This is a genomic window from Ectobacillus ponti, from assembly GCF_024294785.1.
GTDB classification, from domain to species: Bacteria; Bacillota; Bacilli; order Bacillales; family Bacillaceae_G; genus Ectobacillus; species Ectobacillus ponti.
Window position 1 is genome coordinate 41,595 of sequence record NZ_JANCLT010000004.1, and the last position, 13,789, is coordinate 55,383.

Annotated in this window: 13 protein-coding genes and 2 riboswitches; of the genes, 11 read left to right on the plus strand and 2 right to left on the minus strand. The window is 51.8% G+C overall.

Features of this window, described 5'->3' with window-relative positions:
• The first annotated feature begins 171 nt into the window (after positions 1–171).
• Positions 172–1,146 (plus strand): 2-hydroxyacid dehydrogenase family protein, encoded by a 975-nt coding sequence (locus tag NK662_RS08940; RefSeq protein ID WP_254758585.1) that lies wholly within the window; start codon positions 172–174, stop codon positions 1,144–1,146.
• A gap of 28 nt (positions 1,147–1,174) precedes the next feature.
• On the opposite strand, the gene pssA is transcribed toward NK662_RS08940, so the two are convergent.
• Both pssA and NK662_RS08950 read right to left on the minus strand, forming a co-directional pair.
• Positions 1,175–1,867, minus strand: a complete 693-nt coding sequence (pssA, locus tag NK662_RS08945) for a CDP-diacylglycerol--serine O-phosphatidyltransferase (protein ID WP_254758586.1) — start codon at positions 1,865–1,867, stop codon at positions 1,175–1,177.
• Between the two features lie 156 nt (positions 1,868–2,023).
• Positions 2,024–3,907, minus strand: coding sequence for an LTA synthase family protein (locus NK662_RS08950; RefSeq protein ID WP_254758587.1), 1,884 nt, complete (start codon positions 3,905–3,907; stop codon positions 2,024–2,026).
• 258 nt (positions 3,908–4,165) lie between these two features.
• On the opposite strand from NK662_RS08950, the gene NK662_RS08955 reads away from it, so the two are divergent.
• The 10 genes from NK662_RS08955 to NK662_RS09000 all read left to right on the plus strand — a co-directional run bounded on the left by NK662_RS08955 (position 4,166) and on the right by NK662_RS09000 (position 13,781).
• Positions 4,166–4,549, plus strand: a complete 384-nt coding sequence (locus NK662_RS08955; RefSeq protein ID WP_254758907.1) for a DUF3888 domain-containing protein — start codon at positions 4,166–4,168, stop codon at positions 4,547–4,549.
• Between the two features lie 133 nt (positions 4,550–4,682).
• A riboswitch (Lysine riboswitch) is annotated at positions 4,683–4,859 on the plus strand.
• 167 nt (positions 4,860–5,026) lie between these two features.
• Positions 5,027–6,343 carry a diaminopimelate decarboxylase gene (gene lysA, locus NK662_RS08960; RefSeq protein ID WP_254758588.1) on the plus strand — a complete coding sequence of 439 codons (1,317 nt, stop codon included), beginning with the start codon at positions 5,027–5,029 and terminating at the stop codon, positions 6,341–6,343.
• A 238-nt stretch (positions 6,344–6,581) separates the two neighbouring features.
• Positions 6,582–6,686: riboswitch (SAM riboswitch) on the plus strand.
• Between the two features lie 191 nt (positions 6,687–6,877).
• A complete protein-coding gene (locus NK662_RS08965) occupies positions 6,878–7,573 on the plus strand; it encodes a phosphoadenylyl-sulfate reductase (protein ID WP_254758589.1) in 696 nt (231 codons plus the stop codon).
• A gap of 12 nt (positions 7,574–7,585) precedes the next feature.
• Complete coding sequence (gene cysP, locus NK662_RS08970; RefSeq protein ID WP_254758590.1) at positions 7,586–8,644, plus strand: sulfate permease; 1,059 nt, start codon at positions 7,586–7,588, stop codon at positions 8,642–8,644.
• Complete coding sequence (sat, locus tag NK662_RS08975; RefSeq protein ID WP_254758591.1) at positions 8,641–9,786, plus strand: sulfate adenylyltransferase; 1,146 nt, start codon at positions 8,641–8,643, stop codon at positions 9,784–9,786. Before cysP ends, sat begins: the two co-directional genes overlap by 4 nt.
• 13 nt (positions 9,787–9,799) lie before the next feature.
• Complete coding sequence (gene cysC, locus NK662_RS08980) at positions 9,800–10,393, plus strand: adenylyl-sulfate kinase (protein ID WP_254758592.1); 594 nt, start codon at positions 9,800–9,802, stop codon at positions 10,391–10,393.
• A 71-nt stretch (positions 10,394–10,464) separates the two neighbouring features.
• Positions 10,465–11,238 carry a uroporphyrinogen-III C-methyltransferase gene (cobA, locus tag NK662_RS08985; RefSeq protein WP_254758593.1) on the plus strand — a complete coding sequence of 258 codons (774 nt, stop codon included), beginning with the start codon at positions 10,465–10,467 and terminating at the stop codon, positions 11,236–11,238.
• Positions 11,238–11,984 (plus strand): sirohydrochlorin chelatase, encoded by a 747-nt coding sequence (locus NK662_RS08990; RefSeq protein ID WP_254758594.1) that lies wholly within the window; start codon positions 11,238–11,240, stop codon positions 11,982–11,984. The genes cobA and NK662_RS08990 overlap by 1 nt, the downstream gene beginning before the upstream one ends.
• Before the next feature lie 265 nt (positions 11,985–12,249).
• Entirely contained in the window at positions 12,250–12,924 is a 675-nt protein-coding gene (locus NK662_RS08995) for a hypothetical protein (RefSeq protein WP_254758595.1), read from the plus strand.
• A gap of 203 nt (positions 12,925–13,127) precedes the next feature.
• Complete coding sequence (locus NK662_RS09000; RefSeq protein ID WP_254758596.1) at positions 13,128–13,781, plus strand: hypothetical protein; 654 nt, start codon at positions 13,128–13,130, stop codon at positions 13,779–13,781.
• The last annotated feature ends 8 nt before the right edge of the window (positions 13,782–13,789 follow it).

The window sequence follows — 13,789 nt, forward strand, 5'->3', positions numbered from 1 at the left end:
GCTGATCTATAGAGGTCAGCTCCTGTTTCATGCAGTGGCAGAAGATGACCGCAGCAGACCGGTATCTTATAAACATTTTAGTTGTCAGCTCGTCAGATGACTTTTACAATAAGAGAGAAAGCGTTTTATTTTACTTCGTGAATGAAATGGCGGAAAGGATGGGGAGCAAGCATGGCAAAAATTCTCGTGGCAGGTGCCATTCCAAAGCTGGGACTGCAGCTGTTGGAAGGCCATGAAGTAGAAGTGTATGAAGGAGAGGGACTCATCACGGAGGCAGAACTGCAGGAGCGGGTGCAGGATAAGGACGCGCTGCTGAGCCTGTTATCCACGAAGGTAACAAAGGAAACCATCGCCGGTGCGCCAAACCTGAAAATTATCGCGAACTACGGCGCAGGCTTTGATAATATCGACCATGCCTATGCGGCAGAGCGCGGTATTCCGGTGACAAACACGCCGAAGGTTTCTACAGAAGCAACAGCGGAGCTGACGTTAGGCCTTCTGTTGGCAGCAGCGCGCCGGATTCCGGAAGGGGATGTGCTGTGCCGGACAACAGGCTTCTCCGGCTGGGCGCCGCTGTTCTTCCTGGGACGGGAAGTATACGGCAAGACGCTTGGCATTATCGGCCTTGGCGAAATTGGACAGGCAGTAGCCAAGCGGGCGAAGGCCTTCGGGATGCACATTCTGTATACCGGTCCGAATCGTAAGCCGGCTGTGGAAGAGCAGCTGGACGCTTCCTACGCCTCCTTGGAGGAGTTGCTGCAGTCATCTGATTTTGTAGCCATTAACTGTTCCTACAATCCCTCTCTGCGCCATATGATTGGGGCGGAGCAGCTGAAGCTGATGAAGCCGACAGCGTATCTCATCAATGCGGCCCGCGGCCCGGTGGTGCATGAGCAGGCGCTGGCAGATGCCTTGAAGGCAGGTGTGATTGAGGGAGCGGCACTCGATGTGTTTGAGTTTGAGCCGCAAATTGCAGAAGACCTGAAGACGTTGCCAAACGTGGTGCTGACGCCGCACATCGGCAACGCAACGATTGAAACGCGCGATGCCATGGCGGAGCTGGCAGTTCGCAATATTCTATCCGTGCTGGACGGGCAGGAGCCTGTAACGCCGGTGAACAAACTGAAACAGAAAGTGCAAGCCTAGTAAAAAAACCGCACATTGTGCGGTTTTTTTACTTCATGTTCGTTTTGTCAAAGTGCCGGCGCCGCAGAAACTGGGACGACATGTAGAGCACATATAACGGGATGGCGATAAACAGGAAGGTCGGCATCCGGCTGTACTGCGTCTTGTACAAGGTGAGGATGACACCGATGAGAAACAGCGTGACAATGATGCTGTATTTCGGCAGCGGCACATCCTTCAGGCTTGGAATTTGGATCCGGCTTACCATTAAGAAGGCGAACGCGATAAAAACGATAATAAGTACGATATTTGGAATAGAAAACAGCGTCAAAAAAGCAACAAGCCCGCCCGCAGCGGTAATAGGGACACCAGTGAAGTACTTCAGCGATGTCGAAGTCGGCGTCACATTGAAGCGTGCCAGACGGTAGGCGCCAAATAATGGGAATAAGCCGGCGATATATAGACCGAGGATTCCAAGCTGAGAGAATGATGTGTAATACATTAAAAGTGCCGGCGCAGCCCCAAAGGTGACGATGTCCGCCAAGGAGTCCAGCTCCTTGCCCATTGGAGAATCCACCCGGAGCAGGCGGGCAATGCGCCCATCCAGACTGTCCAGCATCATCCCGATCAGCACCAGGATGGCAGCCGAACGGTAGTTGCCCACAGAGGCATACCCGATGGACAGGAAGCCGCTGTATAAATTACCGAGCGTAAATAAATTTGGTATAGCTGCTCTGTACAAAATAAGATCCCTTACTTTCCTTTTATAATTTCTTAAATAGTGTATGGCATCTTCTATCATATCATACTTTGGGGCCGGACGTGGCATAAATTTCCCTGTTTGCCAAGGGCTGCAGCGGCACAAGCAAGAAGCCCCGGGGAGGTTCCCCGGAGCCCTCTACTCCAGCTTCGTTGTCATGGTGCCTGTAGGATGCGTATTATTTGGATCAAAGCGGAGCAGGTCGCCGTAGATGAGCTTGTCGGACTGCTGCAGCTCCAGCTTGGCCTTCTCCAGATAAGGCTCGCATGCCTGCAGATCAGCCGGCTGGCCCGTCCCCATCTGATAGCAGGTGTTCTTCGTGTACATATAGTCCTTGGATACGAAGCTGCCATCCCGCATGATGGTAAGCGGGTGTTCGTCTTTGACAAACAGGTCCGTGCCAAATTCAATATAAGGCTTTGTTTTGACCCCGAGCAAATGCAGCAGGGTTGGCTTCATATCCACTTGGCCGCCGATTTTGGAGATGGTTTGTCCGGACTGTCCGGGCACATGAATCAAGAACGGTACACGCTGCAGCTGCATGGAGTCATACGGCGTAATTTCGGCCTTGCCAAGGAACTGCGCCATCGCTGCATTGTGATTTTCGGAAATGCCGTAGTGGTCGCCATAAATGACGAACACTGTATTCTCATACAGGCCTTCCTCCTTCAGCCGCTTCACAAAGTACTTGAGGGCTTCATCCGTATAGCGGACAGTCGGAAAGTACCGGTTCACGATTTGGCTTTCCGAATGATATTCATCAATGTACCGGTCCTTCGCGTCCAGTGTGAACGGGAAGTGGTTTGTCAGTGTAATAAACTTCGTGTAAAACGGCTGCGGCAGCGATTTCAGCTTCTGAATCGACTGTTCGAAAAACTCTTTATCCTTCAGGCCCCAGCCGACGGAGTTCTGCTCCAGTCTGGTGAAATCATCCTTGTTGAAATACCGGTCATAGCCAAGTGCCGGATACATCAAGTCCCGGTTCCAAAATGTCTTATCGTTGGAATGGAATACGGCAGAGTAATAGCCGCGGTCCTTCAGCATCTCCGGCGTCGCCGTAAATTCATTTTGATAATGGGTGAAGAATACGGAACCGCGGTCGAGCGGATACAGGGAGTTTTCCACGATGAACTCGGCATCCGATGTCTTTCCTTGTCCCGTTTGATGATAGATGTTGTCAAAATAGAAGCTGTCCTTAATAAAATCGTTTAAAAACGGCGTAATTTCCTTGCCGTTTACCTTCTTGTTAATGACAAAGGACTGTGTGGACTCCATAGAAACCACAATCACATTTTTGCCGGCGGCAATGCCGAACAGGTCAGGATTTGTCTGCCGGTTCTTTGATTGCACGTAGTTCGCGATCTCCGTGTACCCGTCACTGCTGGCAAACACCCGCTGGGCGGAGGAGCGCGACTGCAGCAGTACATCATACAGATGGTACGTATACAGGCCGAGATGCTTCACAATCGTGTTGCGGTCAAAGGAACGGCTGAAAAATTGCGGCTTATGTAATTCGGCGACGGCAGCATTCACGAGAAGCAGTGCGGTTGCCGCCAGGTAGTAGGCCGATCTTTCTGTCCGGGTTAAAGGCGCGGTGCTGGCAAAGCGCGGAAATCGGCGCAGTACAAACCACAGAATGAACAAGTCTGTAAATGCGAGAAGTGTTTTATACGTCACCAGCTCTTTAATACTTGTCCCAAGGTCAGCCATGTTATTTGTCTGAAACAGAACAGGAACGGTCATAAAGTCGTTAAAAAAGCCGTAAAAGACGGCATTGGCAAACAGCAGCACAGAAAGCAAAAAGCTCGTGGCCATAATCCAGCGGTTGCGGCGCTTTCCCGCAAACAAGGAAAGCCCGACCAGCAAAAGCAGCGAAGCCACCGGGTTGAAGAACAAAATCACTTCCTCGGACGCATCTTTAATTTTCATATCAAAGGCAAGCTTATACACTGCATACGTCTTCAGCCAAAGCAGCACCACTGCCAAAAGGGCAAAGCGTATTTTTGGAAACAACTCTTTCATGCTAAACTCCTCTCCCAAAACCCTAAGTCATCTGATGTCTCCTGTACAAGTATATGTTAGGAAAGAAACGCTGTATGCGTATCTTTTCTGCATATTCTGTACCTTCCATTATACAGAAACAGCGGAGTATTGGCAGACTTCTTTTTTGAGAAACGACAGGTTTTTCACAAGGGGACGGCAGCTCTTCTTGGCGGGTTGAAAAGAACGCAGCCGGATACACTAACGGAAAAAGGAAGGAGGGGGTTTGTTGTGAAAACCATGATTCTTTCTATGTGTGCGGCGTTATGCCTCTCTGCAAGCCCGTGTGTGCAAGCCGCGCAGTCTCCGGACATGCTGGAGGATGCGTTGTATTCTGTGCTGTTTCCCAAAATCAACATGGCGGTTGAGAAGCATTATGGCCGGACGCAGAAATATGACTGTCTGAAGATTGCCAGTATGAAAAAGGTATACAGCGGCACATACGTATTTCAGGCTGAGATTGAACTGATTACCTTTCGGGCAGTGCCGGGCGGCGAGCCGAAGCCGCCATTTGAAAAGGTGACAATTCCCTTCAACAATGAAGAGGGGGAATGGGAGGCAGGTCCGGTGAAAATCCAAAAGCTGCCGGATGATACAAAGCTGAAGTGCCGCAAGCCGCTCTAGTATATGCATATTCTTGCAGTTTGTTACATAAAATAAACAATAAAATAGAAAAATCGTTTGACAACTCTTGTTGTCCTCTGTTATTTTAAGTACAGTAATTCATAAAAACGAATATAACAGCCTCATCTAAACTCTCATTGGTAGAGGTTGCAATTGTCAAAAGTAAACAGCGCAAGACTTGTGGAGTCCGTGACCGCTGCCGAAAGGGGCAATTGCCGAAGCGGGATGCAGCCACACTGCAAGCTGCTGGGTCTGCATTGAAGAAGTGCAGAACTGTCACAAGCAAGCCTTGTGAAGAGCTATTCGGAGATGTTGATGCGGTTTCTTATTGAAAAAGCCTGCTTTTTCGTGATGTCCGTACATCATTTTTCGTAAGAAACGCGTGTGAACATAGGTTCCGCGCGTTTTTTTATTGGTCCGAATACGAGGGGAAACCTGTTTTGATAGGAGTCTGAAGAAGCAAAAGGGGGAGTTTTCGTGTATTTGCACGGCACAAGCAGAATTAATGAAAAAGGACATCTTGAAATTGGCGGATGCGATACAGTAGAATTGGCAAAAACATATGGAACACCGTTGTATGTATACGATGAAGCGTTGATCCGCGGCAAATGCCGTGCGTTCCACCTCGCTTTTAAGGAAAGTGGGTTTTCCTACCAGGTGGCATACGCCAGCAAAGCGTTTCTATGCATGGAAATGTGCCGTCTGGCGGCAGAGGAAGGAATGTCTCTTGACGTTGTGTCCGGCGGCGAGCTGTACACGGCGCTGCAGGCGGGATTCCCGGCTGAACGCATTCATTTCCACGGCAACAACAAGACAGAGGAAGAGCTGCTAATGGCGCTTGAAGCCGGCATTGGCTGCTTCGTGGTTGACAACTTCTTCGAGCTTGAAGTGCTTCATGATTTGGCACAGCAGCGCGGGCAGAAGGTCAATATTCTGCTTCGCGTGACGCCGGGCGTGGAGGCGCACACGCATGAATATATTACAACTGGCCAGGATGACTCCAAGTTCGGCTTTGGCGTTTCCAGCGGCCAGGCGCTGCAGGCGCTCAAAATGGCTACGCTTAAGCCGTACTACAATGTACTGGGCATCCATTCCCACATTGGCTCACAGATTTTTGAAACAGACGGCTTCGTCCGTGCGGTTGAAATTCTGGCGGCCTTTGTGGACCTTGTGCGCACTGAAACCGGCCATACAATGCCGATCCTGAACCTCGGCGGCGGCTTCGGCATCCGTTATACGGAGGGCGATACACCGCTGCCGGCTGTGCAGTATGTACAGGAGATGACGGAAGCCGTGCGCGAACAGTTCTCCGCGCGCAATTATCCGCAGCCGGAAATCTGGATTGAGCCGGGCCGCAGCATTGTCGGAGATGCCGGCACAACACTGTACACCATCGGCTCCATTAAAGAAATTCCCGGCATCCGCAAGTATGTGGCGGTGGACGGCGGCATGACCGACAACATCCGTCCTGCGCTGTATGGTGCAGAGTACGAAGCCATCTTGGCAAACCGCGCCGACGAGCAGCCGGAGGAAGTCGTGTCCATCGCAGGCAAGTGCTGTGAAAGCGGAGATATGCTGCTGTGGGATGTGAAGCTGCCGGCTGTCGCTTCCTGGGATACGCTGGCGGTTTCTTGCACAGGTGCATACGGTTATTCCATGTCCAACAATTACAACCGCATTCCGCGCCCGGCTGTTGTATTTGTAAAAGACGGCCAGTCTCATACGGTGGTAGAGCGTGAGACATTCCGTGACCTTGTGAAGCAGGATCGCACACGCGCGCAGGAGCTTGTATAAGCAAGAGCCGGCTGGGATTCCCAGCCGGCTCTTTCGGCTTTGCGGGCAACCTGAGGTGCCGTGAGCAAAATTTACAGAATGTTGGGTGAATATATGCTACAATGAAGCAATCTTGTGTGCCAATGCGCTTTTCTCTCCATATACATGAGGTAAAAATCTATTTCCCTAAAAAAATATCGAATTTATCGGAAATGAAGCATTGAAAAAGTTTTGAATTGTGCTAGAATACAAATTAACATACTTATCCAGAGCGGTGGAGGGAACTGGCCCGGAGAAGCCCGGCAACCTGTCAAGAGCAAGGTGCCACATCCAGCAAAATGGGACCCATTTTGAAAGATAAGGTAAGACATTGCCTTTGCCGATCTTTTCAAAATGAAAAGGTTTTTTTATTGCCAAAAGAAATTGGGTGCCGTGGAGGGAAAAAGGACCGCAAGCTGCCGCAGCACATTCCCGGAAGGATGGGAGAGCCGTTCTGCCTGGAGATATGGGAAGGCACGCTTATAATAGAGGAACCGCTAAGAAGGAGGAATTCATTTGCTGACATATGAAACATGGGCAGAGGCTACAGTGCCCTTTGATCAGGAGGATGGAACGAAGGGAGCCCTGTCTGTATTGCGCTGGGCGTACGAGCAGTACGGCGAAGAAGTGGTCTATGCCTGCAGCATGGGCGTCGAAGGCATGATTCTGCTGCATCTGATTTCACAGGTAAAGCCGGATGCCAAGGTTGTCTTTCTGGACACCAACAAACACTTTAAAGAAACATATGAGTTGATTGACCGCGTGAAGGCCCGTTTCCCGCAGCTGCGCATTGAAATGAAGCAGCCGGACTTGACGCTGGAGGAGCAGGCAGCCGAGCATGGTGATGAGCTGTGGAAGACAAATTCGAACCTGTGCTGCCAAATCCGCAAGGTGCGCCCGCTTGAAGAGGCGCTGAGCGGAGCAACAGCCTGGATTTCCGGCTTGCGCCGCGAGCAGTCGCCAACGCGTGCCAACACGCAGTTTTTGAATCTGGACAACAAATTCCAATCCATTAAAATCTGCCCGCTCATTCACTGGACGTGGAAGGAAGTATGGCGCTATGTATACAAGAATGACCTGCCATATAACCCGCTGCATGATATCGGCTATCCGAGCATCGGCTGTGAAACCTGCACGCTTCCGGCAAACGGGGATTCCCGTGACGGCCGTTGGTCCGGCTCGACGAAAACTGAATGCGGTCTGCATCAGTAGGGAGATGAAGCTATGATTCTCGCTTTTCTTGTTGCTTTCTTTTTCGCCATGAATATTGGGGCGAGCGGAGCCGCAGCTTCTATGGGAGTCGCATACGGCTCCGGCGCCATCAAGAGGCGCTGGGTTGCTTTGGTCATTTGCGCAGTGGCGATTGTCGGCGGGTCCGTCTTCGGCGGACAGAAGGTTGTGAAAACCATCAGCTCAGGCCTTATTCCGGAGCAGGTGTTCACGGTGCAGGTGGCCATGCTGGCACTGCTGGCGGCAACCTTGTCTCTGTTTATTGCCAATGTGCTGGGCATTCCGCTTTCCACCAGTGAGATCACGATTGGAGCAGTGGCGGGAGTGGGAATCGCCTATCATGTCCTGTATATCAAGCAGCTGTTGTTCATCATCATGTTTTGGCTCATTACGCCGGTTGTCGCTTTTACCCTTACATTTGTCATCGGGAAGCTCATTCACAGGGTTAAATCCAAGTATCCGGATTTGGAAAACGGAAAATGGCGCCCTCTCTTTATCTTCCTGGTGATCCTGACCGGCTTTTTTGAAGCATACTCAGCCGGTATGAAAAATGTCGCCAACGCGATTGCGCCGCTGGTCGGGGCGCATCTGTTGACTATAGATACAGCTTTGCTGCTCGGCGGGTTGTTCGTGGCGCTTGGCGCCATTCTGCTGGGCCGCCGCGTGCTGGAGACGAACGGAAAGAAAATTACCAAAGTTTCCTTGCTTGAGGGAATTTCCATTTCGGCAACAAGCTCCACACTCGTCATTTCAGCTGCCCTGTTCGGCATTCCGCTGCCGATCGCGCAAATCACCACCTCCTCCATTGTCGGCATTGGCTCGGCGCAGGAGGGATGGAAGGTATTTCAAAAAGGGATTGTCACCCAGATGCTGAAGGTCTGGTTTGTGGCCCCGTTCATCTCCATGCTGCTTGCCTACTCGTTCATTAAAATGCTGCAAAGCGACGGCTATGCCATCTTCATGGTTGCGGCCGGAGTGTTGGCAACACTTGGAGTCATCAGTTTGTTAAAGGATACAAAACAGAAGAAGCATGTAGGAGGAATTTCACAATGAGTTTACCAGCTCACGGAGGAACACTAATTCAACTTGTAGACGAAACATACGAAACCGCTCATCTGGCAAAGGAAATCGCTTTGGATGCAACAGCGCTGAGCGACCTGGAATTGATTGCAGTCGGCGCTTACAGCCCGCTGACAGGGTTCCTGAAGCGCGCTGACTATGAAGCGGTTGTGGAAGGCATGCGCCTGGCAGACGGCACTGTATGGAGCATTCCGATTACCCTGCCCGTAACAGAAGAGCAAGCAGCCGAGCTGGCAATTGGGGAAGAAGTGCGCCTGACGCATACTGGCGTGACATACGGTGTGCTGAAGGTGGAAGACATCTATACGCCTGACAAAGAGAAGGAAGCCGCGCTTGTCTACAAGACAACAGAACTGGCTCACCCGGGCGTGAAGAAAATGATTGAGCGTCCAAACGTATATATCGGCGGCTCCATCGTTCTTGTCAAACGTGTGCCAAAGGCTGATTTCGCAGAGTTCCGTTTGGATCCGGCAGAAACACGCGCAAAATTTGCGGAGCTTGGCTGGAAGACAGTTGTCGGCTTCCAAACGCGCAATCCGGTGCACCGCGCGCATGAATATATCCAAAAATCCGCTCTGGAAATCGTTGATGGCTTGTTCCTGAACCCGCTTGTCGGCGAAACAAAGTCTGATGATATTCCTGCGGATGTGCGCATGGAAAGCTATCAGGTTCTGCTTGAGAACTATTATCCGAAGTCCCGTGTCTTCCTGGCGGTATTCCCGGCGGCCATGCGCTATGCCGGCCCGCGTGAAGCGATTTTCCACGCAATGGTGCGCAAAAACTTTGGCTGCACGCACTTTATCGTCGGCCGTGACCATGCCGGTGTCGGCAGCTACTACGGCACATACGAAGCACAGGAGATCTTCTCCAACTTCACACCTGAAGAAATCGGCATCGCGACGCTGTTCTTCGAGCACAGCTTCTACTGCAATAAGTGCGAAGCTATGGCATCCCACAAGACTTGCCCGCATACTGCTGAGGACCATGTAATCCTGTCCGGCACAAAAGTGCGTGAACTGCTGCGCAACGGCGAGCTGCCGCCAAGCACATTCAGCCGCAAGGAAGTCGTGGAAGTGCTCATTCGCGGGATGAAGCAGAATGAAGTCAAAGCGTAAGGGGGAGCAGGGAATGTCTACAAATATTACATGGCATGACGCATCTGTTACAAAGGCGGAGCGCCGGCAGGCAAACGGCCGACACAGCTTTGTACTTTGGTTTACTGGACTTTCTGCGTCCGGCAAGTCTACCGTGGCAAACGCGGTGGCGCGCAAGCTGTTTGACCAGAAAATTGGCAACTACGTCCTGGACGGAGATAATATCCGCCACGGCCTGAATAAAAATCTGGGCTTCACGGAAGAAGACCGCAAAGAAAACATCCGCCGCATCGGCGAAGTGGCAAAGCTGTTCGTGGACAGCGGCACCATCGTGCTGACAGCCTTCATTTCTCCATTCCGCGCGGACCGTACGCAGGTGCGGGATCTGCTGGAAGCGGACGAGTTTATTGAAGTGTTTGTGGATTGCCCGATTGAAGAGTGCGAAAAGCGTGATCCAAAGGGTCTGTACCAAAAGGCGCGCAATGGCGAAATCAAGCATTTTACGGGGATTGACTCTCCGTATGAAGCGCCGGAGCAGCCGGAGCTTGTCATTCATACGCACCTTCATTCCATTGAAGATTGTGCGGAGCAGGTTATCCAATATCTGCGTGAAAAAGCGTTCATCTAAAAACGGGGTGGCGGAGATTTCCTCCGCAATCCCGTTTTTTTCTAGGCAGCGGAAGAAAGAGAGGAAGCAGGATGGGAAAGGTATATATTGTCGGTGCCGGGCCGGGGGACCCAGAGCTTATCACAGTGAAAGGTCTCCGCTGTATTCAGCAGGCGGATGTCATCTTATATGACCGCCTTGTCAATAAAGAGCTGCTGGCCCACGCAAAGCCTGATGCCGAGCTGATTTATTGCGGAAAGCTGCCCAATTATCATATTATGCAGCAAGAAACCATCAATGCTTGTCTGGTCAAGCATGCGAGACAGGGGAAAACGGTCACCCGGCTGAAGGGCGGCGATCCCTTCGTATTTGGCCGGGGCGCAGAGGAAGCCGAAGCGCTGCACCGCCACGGCGTTTCATTTGAAGTAGTCCCGGGCATCACCGCCGGGATTGCAGCACCCGCCTATGCCGGTATTCCTGTCACGCATCGGGATGCGGGTGCCAGCTTTGCTATTGTTACCGGGCACCGCCGCGAGGGAAGTGAAGAGGAGACGAAGTGGGAGAGCCTTGCGAAAGGCATTGATACACTGGCCATTTACATGGGCGTCGCCAATCTTCCTTATATATGCGCACAGCTGCTGAAGCATGGAAAAAGCGAGCAAACCCCTGTCGCATTGGTGGAGTGGGGCACAACGGTTTCGCAACGGACCGTGACAGGCACGCTTGGGACCATCGTCACCATTGCCCAGAAGGAGGACGTGCAGAACCCAAGCATGATTGTTGTAGGCGAAGTCGTGCGTTACCGGGAGCGTGTGCAGTGGTTTGAGGAAACATTGCGGCAAAACTATATGAGTGAGGTGCTATAATGCAGGCAGTATTGTACATTTGTCACGGCAGCCGGGTGAAGGAGGCGGGCGAGCAGGCCCGTTTCTTTGCGGAACGCTGTATGGAAAAAGTGGATGCGCCCATTCAGGAGGTGTGCTTTTTAGAGCTGACTGAGCCGTCCATTGAAGAGGGCTTTCGCCGCTGTGTGGAGCGCGGCGCGACAACAGTGGCAGCCGTGCCGGTGCTCTTATTGACGGCAGCCCATGCAAAGGAGGATATCCCGCAGGAGCTGGAGAAGGTGCGCCTGGAGCATCCGCACATCCCGCTTACATACGGCCGTCCGCTCGGCGTGCATCAGGATATCGTGTCCATTTTGCTGGAGCGTATTGGGCCGGAGCGCATCGGCGAGGATGCGATGGCGCTTCTGGTGGGGCGCGGCAGCAGCGACCCGGATGTGAAACGCGACTTCCGGCAGATTGCGGATTTGCTGCAGGAGACGCACCCGTTTCAGCGGGTGGATGTCAGCTACTTGGCGGCAGCCGAGCCGACCTTTGAGCAAGGGCTCGCAGCTGCGCGTGAAACAAGTCATCAGCAGATTTTTGTAGTTCCGTATTTGTTGTTCACAGGTTTGCTGATGAAAGGAATGGAACGAACCATTCGTAAGCTGGCCGACGAGCGCATCATTCTTTGCGAGTATCTCGGCTATCATGACAAGCTGGAGCGTGTGATGGTGGAGCGTGTACGGGAAGCCATAGACAGCGAGCCGGTCACTTCCTTTATAAAATGATGCAACCCCTGAGGCAGCCGCCTTGGGGTTTTTTTATTGTGTGGATTGCAACCGGCAAAGTGACGAGTGGGGTCGTTGCTTCCTGATAGATGGAATCAGTTTGCCCTGTTTTTTTGCTCTGTCACATTTTTTAGCTTGGCAGGGCTGTACATGTTAGCAGGTCAATCTTTTGTGCTGTATATTTCGTTCATATATTTAAGGGAAGAGAACGAAATGCCGGGGACAGTACACTTGTCCAGCTTTCGTTTGCAGGAGGAGGGGGCATATGAGGAAAATAGGATTTCTCGGTTTATCAGTCCTGCTGGCGTCCGGTTTACTGAGCGGATGCGGCCTGTTTCAAAAGGAGGAGCCAAAGCCAGAGCCGCCGGCAGCGGCGGATCAGCAGGGAGGCAATTCAGGACAGCAGGGAGGCAATTTAGGAGGACAGCAGGGAGACAGACTAGGAGGACAGTTGGGGAATCAATCGGGGGAGCAGCCGTCTCAAACCTACAAGGATGTGTTTGAACAATATAAGATTTATCAGTTCATTACAAGCTTCAATGATGCCGGTACCGAACTGAATATGTCTCTTTCCAAGCCTTCCGTATACAAAGAGACAGACACCTTTATTGTGTTTGATATTCCCGCCAACAACGGCTGCTACGTGGACGTTTTCGCTTCCAAAGCAACCGGCAAGTATTATTTTGTCGGGATTACGTCTCCTGGCATTGATGCCGATTCCTATAAGGCGTTTTACAGTGGGGTGGTCATCATGCTGTTTCTGCTGGACCCTTCTATGACTTCCGACCGCAGCGAAGCTTTGCTGGGGCAACTGGGATATGGCACAAGTGCCGTGCAACTGAATCATAAGATCAGTTTTGGTAATGCGACTATCGAGGTTTCCTACGACAGTGCCTCAGAGAGGCTCTATTTTGGTTACAAGCAGCCGGACGCCAAATAAAGCTCAACAGCCAGTACAGGCAGTTTGGCTGAAGTGCGCTGAGATGTTTTGTCAAATTTTTCAGCTTGGCACACCTGTCCATTTTATTGGGCCAATCTTTTATATACATATCGTGCTCATATATTGAGCGTACAGAGAAAGGCAAGGCCGGGAAAGACTGTCCGGTCTGCTTTCGCTACTATCTGATGAGGGGGCGCATATGTATGAAAAAGGTATGGTCCGTGGGCGTATCAGCTCTGCTGGCAGCAGGTCTGCTGAGCGGATGTAATTTGTTTGGCAAGGGGGAGACAAAGCCGGCAGCACCGACACCGCCGGCGCAACCGGCGCAACCGGCACAGCCAACACAACCGGCACAGCCAGCACAACCGGCACAGCCAGCGCAACCGGCACAGCCAACGCAACCGGCACAACCGAACACGAACGTGTTTGAGCAGTATGACATCAATCAATTTATTTCCACATTCAACTCCACAGGAAGCCAGATCGGCGTATCGCTCGCCAACCCGAAGGTGTATCAGGACACGAACGAGTATATCGTGTTCAGCATCCCGGCCAATAACGGCTGCGGTATCGGCATTACCGTAAGCAAGGCAACCGGAAAATATTCAGCTGTCGCCATTGCTTCGACAGGGGTGGATCAAAAGGCATATCAGGACTTTTACAATGCGGCCACGGTTGTGCTGTTTATGGTTGACAGCTCCCTGACATCGGACCAGGGTGCTTCTCTCCTGAAGCAGCTTGGCTACGGCGTTGCGGCCACCAAGCTGAACCACAGCATCAGCTTCAGCGGCGGCACCATCAAGGTGACCTATGACAGCGGCCATAATGACCTGATGTTCCTGTATGAGCAAAAATAAACGAAAAA

Coding starts and splice junctions, on each gene's coding strand:
- NK662_RS08995 (WP_254758595.1), top strand. CDS start 12,250: ATGAGGAAAATAGGATTTCTCGGTTTATCAGTCCTGCTGGCGTCCGGT.
- cysC (WP_254758592.1), top strand. CDS start 9,800: ATGTCTACAAATATTACATGGCATGACGCATCTGTTACAAAGGCGGAG.
- NK662_RS08950 (WP_254758587.1), bottom strand. CDS start 3,907: ATGAAAGAGTTGTTTCCAAAAATACGCTTTGCCCTTTTGGCAGTGGTG.
- cobA (WP_254758593.1), top strand. CDS start 10,465: ATGGGAAAGGTATATATTGTCGGTGCCGGGCCGGGGGACCCAGAGCTT.
- NK662_RS08940 (WP_254758585.1), top strand. CDS start 172: ATGGCAAAAATTCTCGTGGCAGGTGCCATTCCAAAGCTGGGACTGCAG.
- cysP (WP_254758590.1), top strand. CDS start 7,586: ATGATTCTCGCTTTTCTTGTTGCTTTCTTTTTCGCCATGAATATTGGG.
- NK662_RS08990 (WP_254758594.1), top strand. CDS start 11,238: ATGCAGGCAGTATTGTACATTTGTCACGGCAGCCGGGTGAAGGAGGCG.
- NK662_RS09000 (WP_254758596.1), top strand. CDS start 13,128: ATGAAAAAGGTATGGTCCGTGGGCGTATCAGCTCTGCTGGCAGCAGGT.
- NK662_RS08955 (WP_254758907.1), top strand. CDS start 4,166: ATGATTCTTTCTATGTGTGCGGCGTTATGCCTCTCTGCAAGCCCGTGT.
- sat (WP_254758591.1), top strand. CDS start 8,641: ATGAGTTTACCAGCTCACGGAGGAACACTAATTCAACTTGTAGACGAA.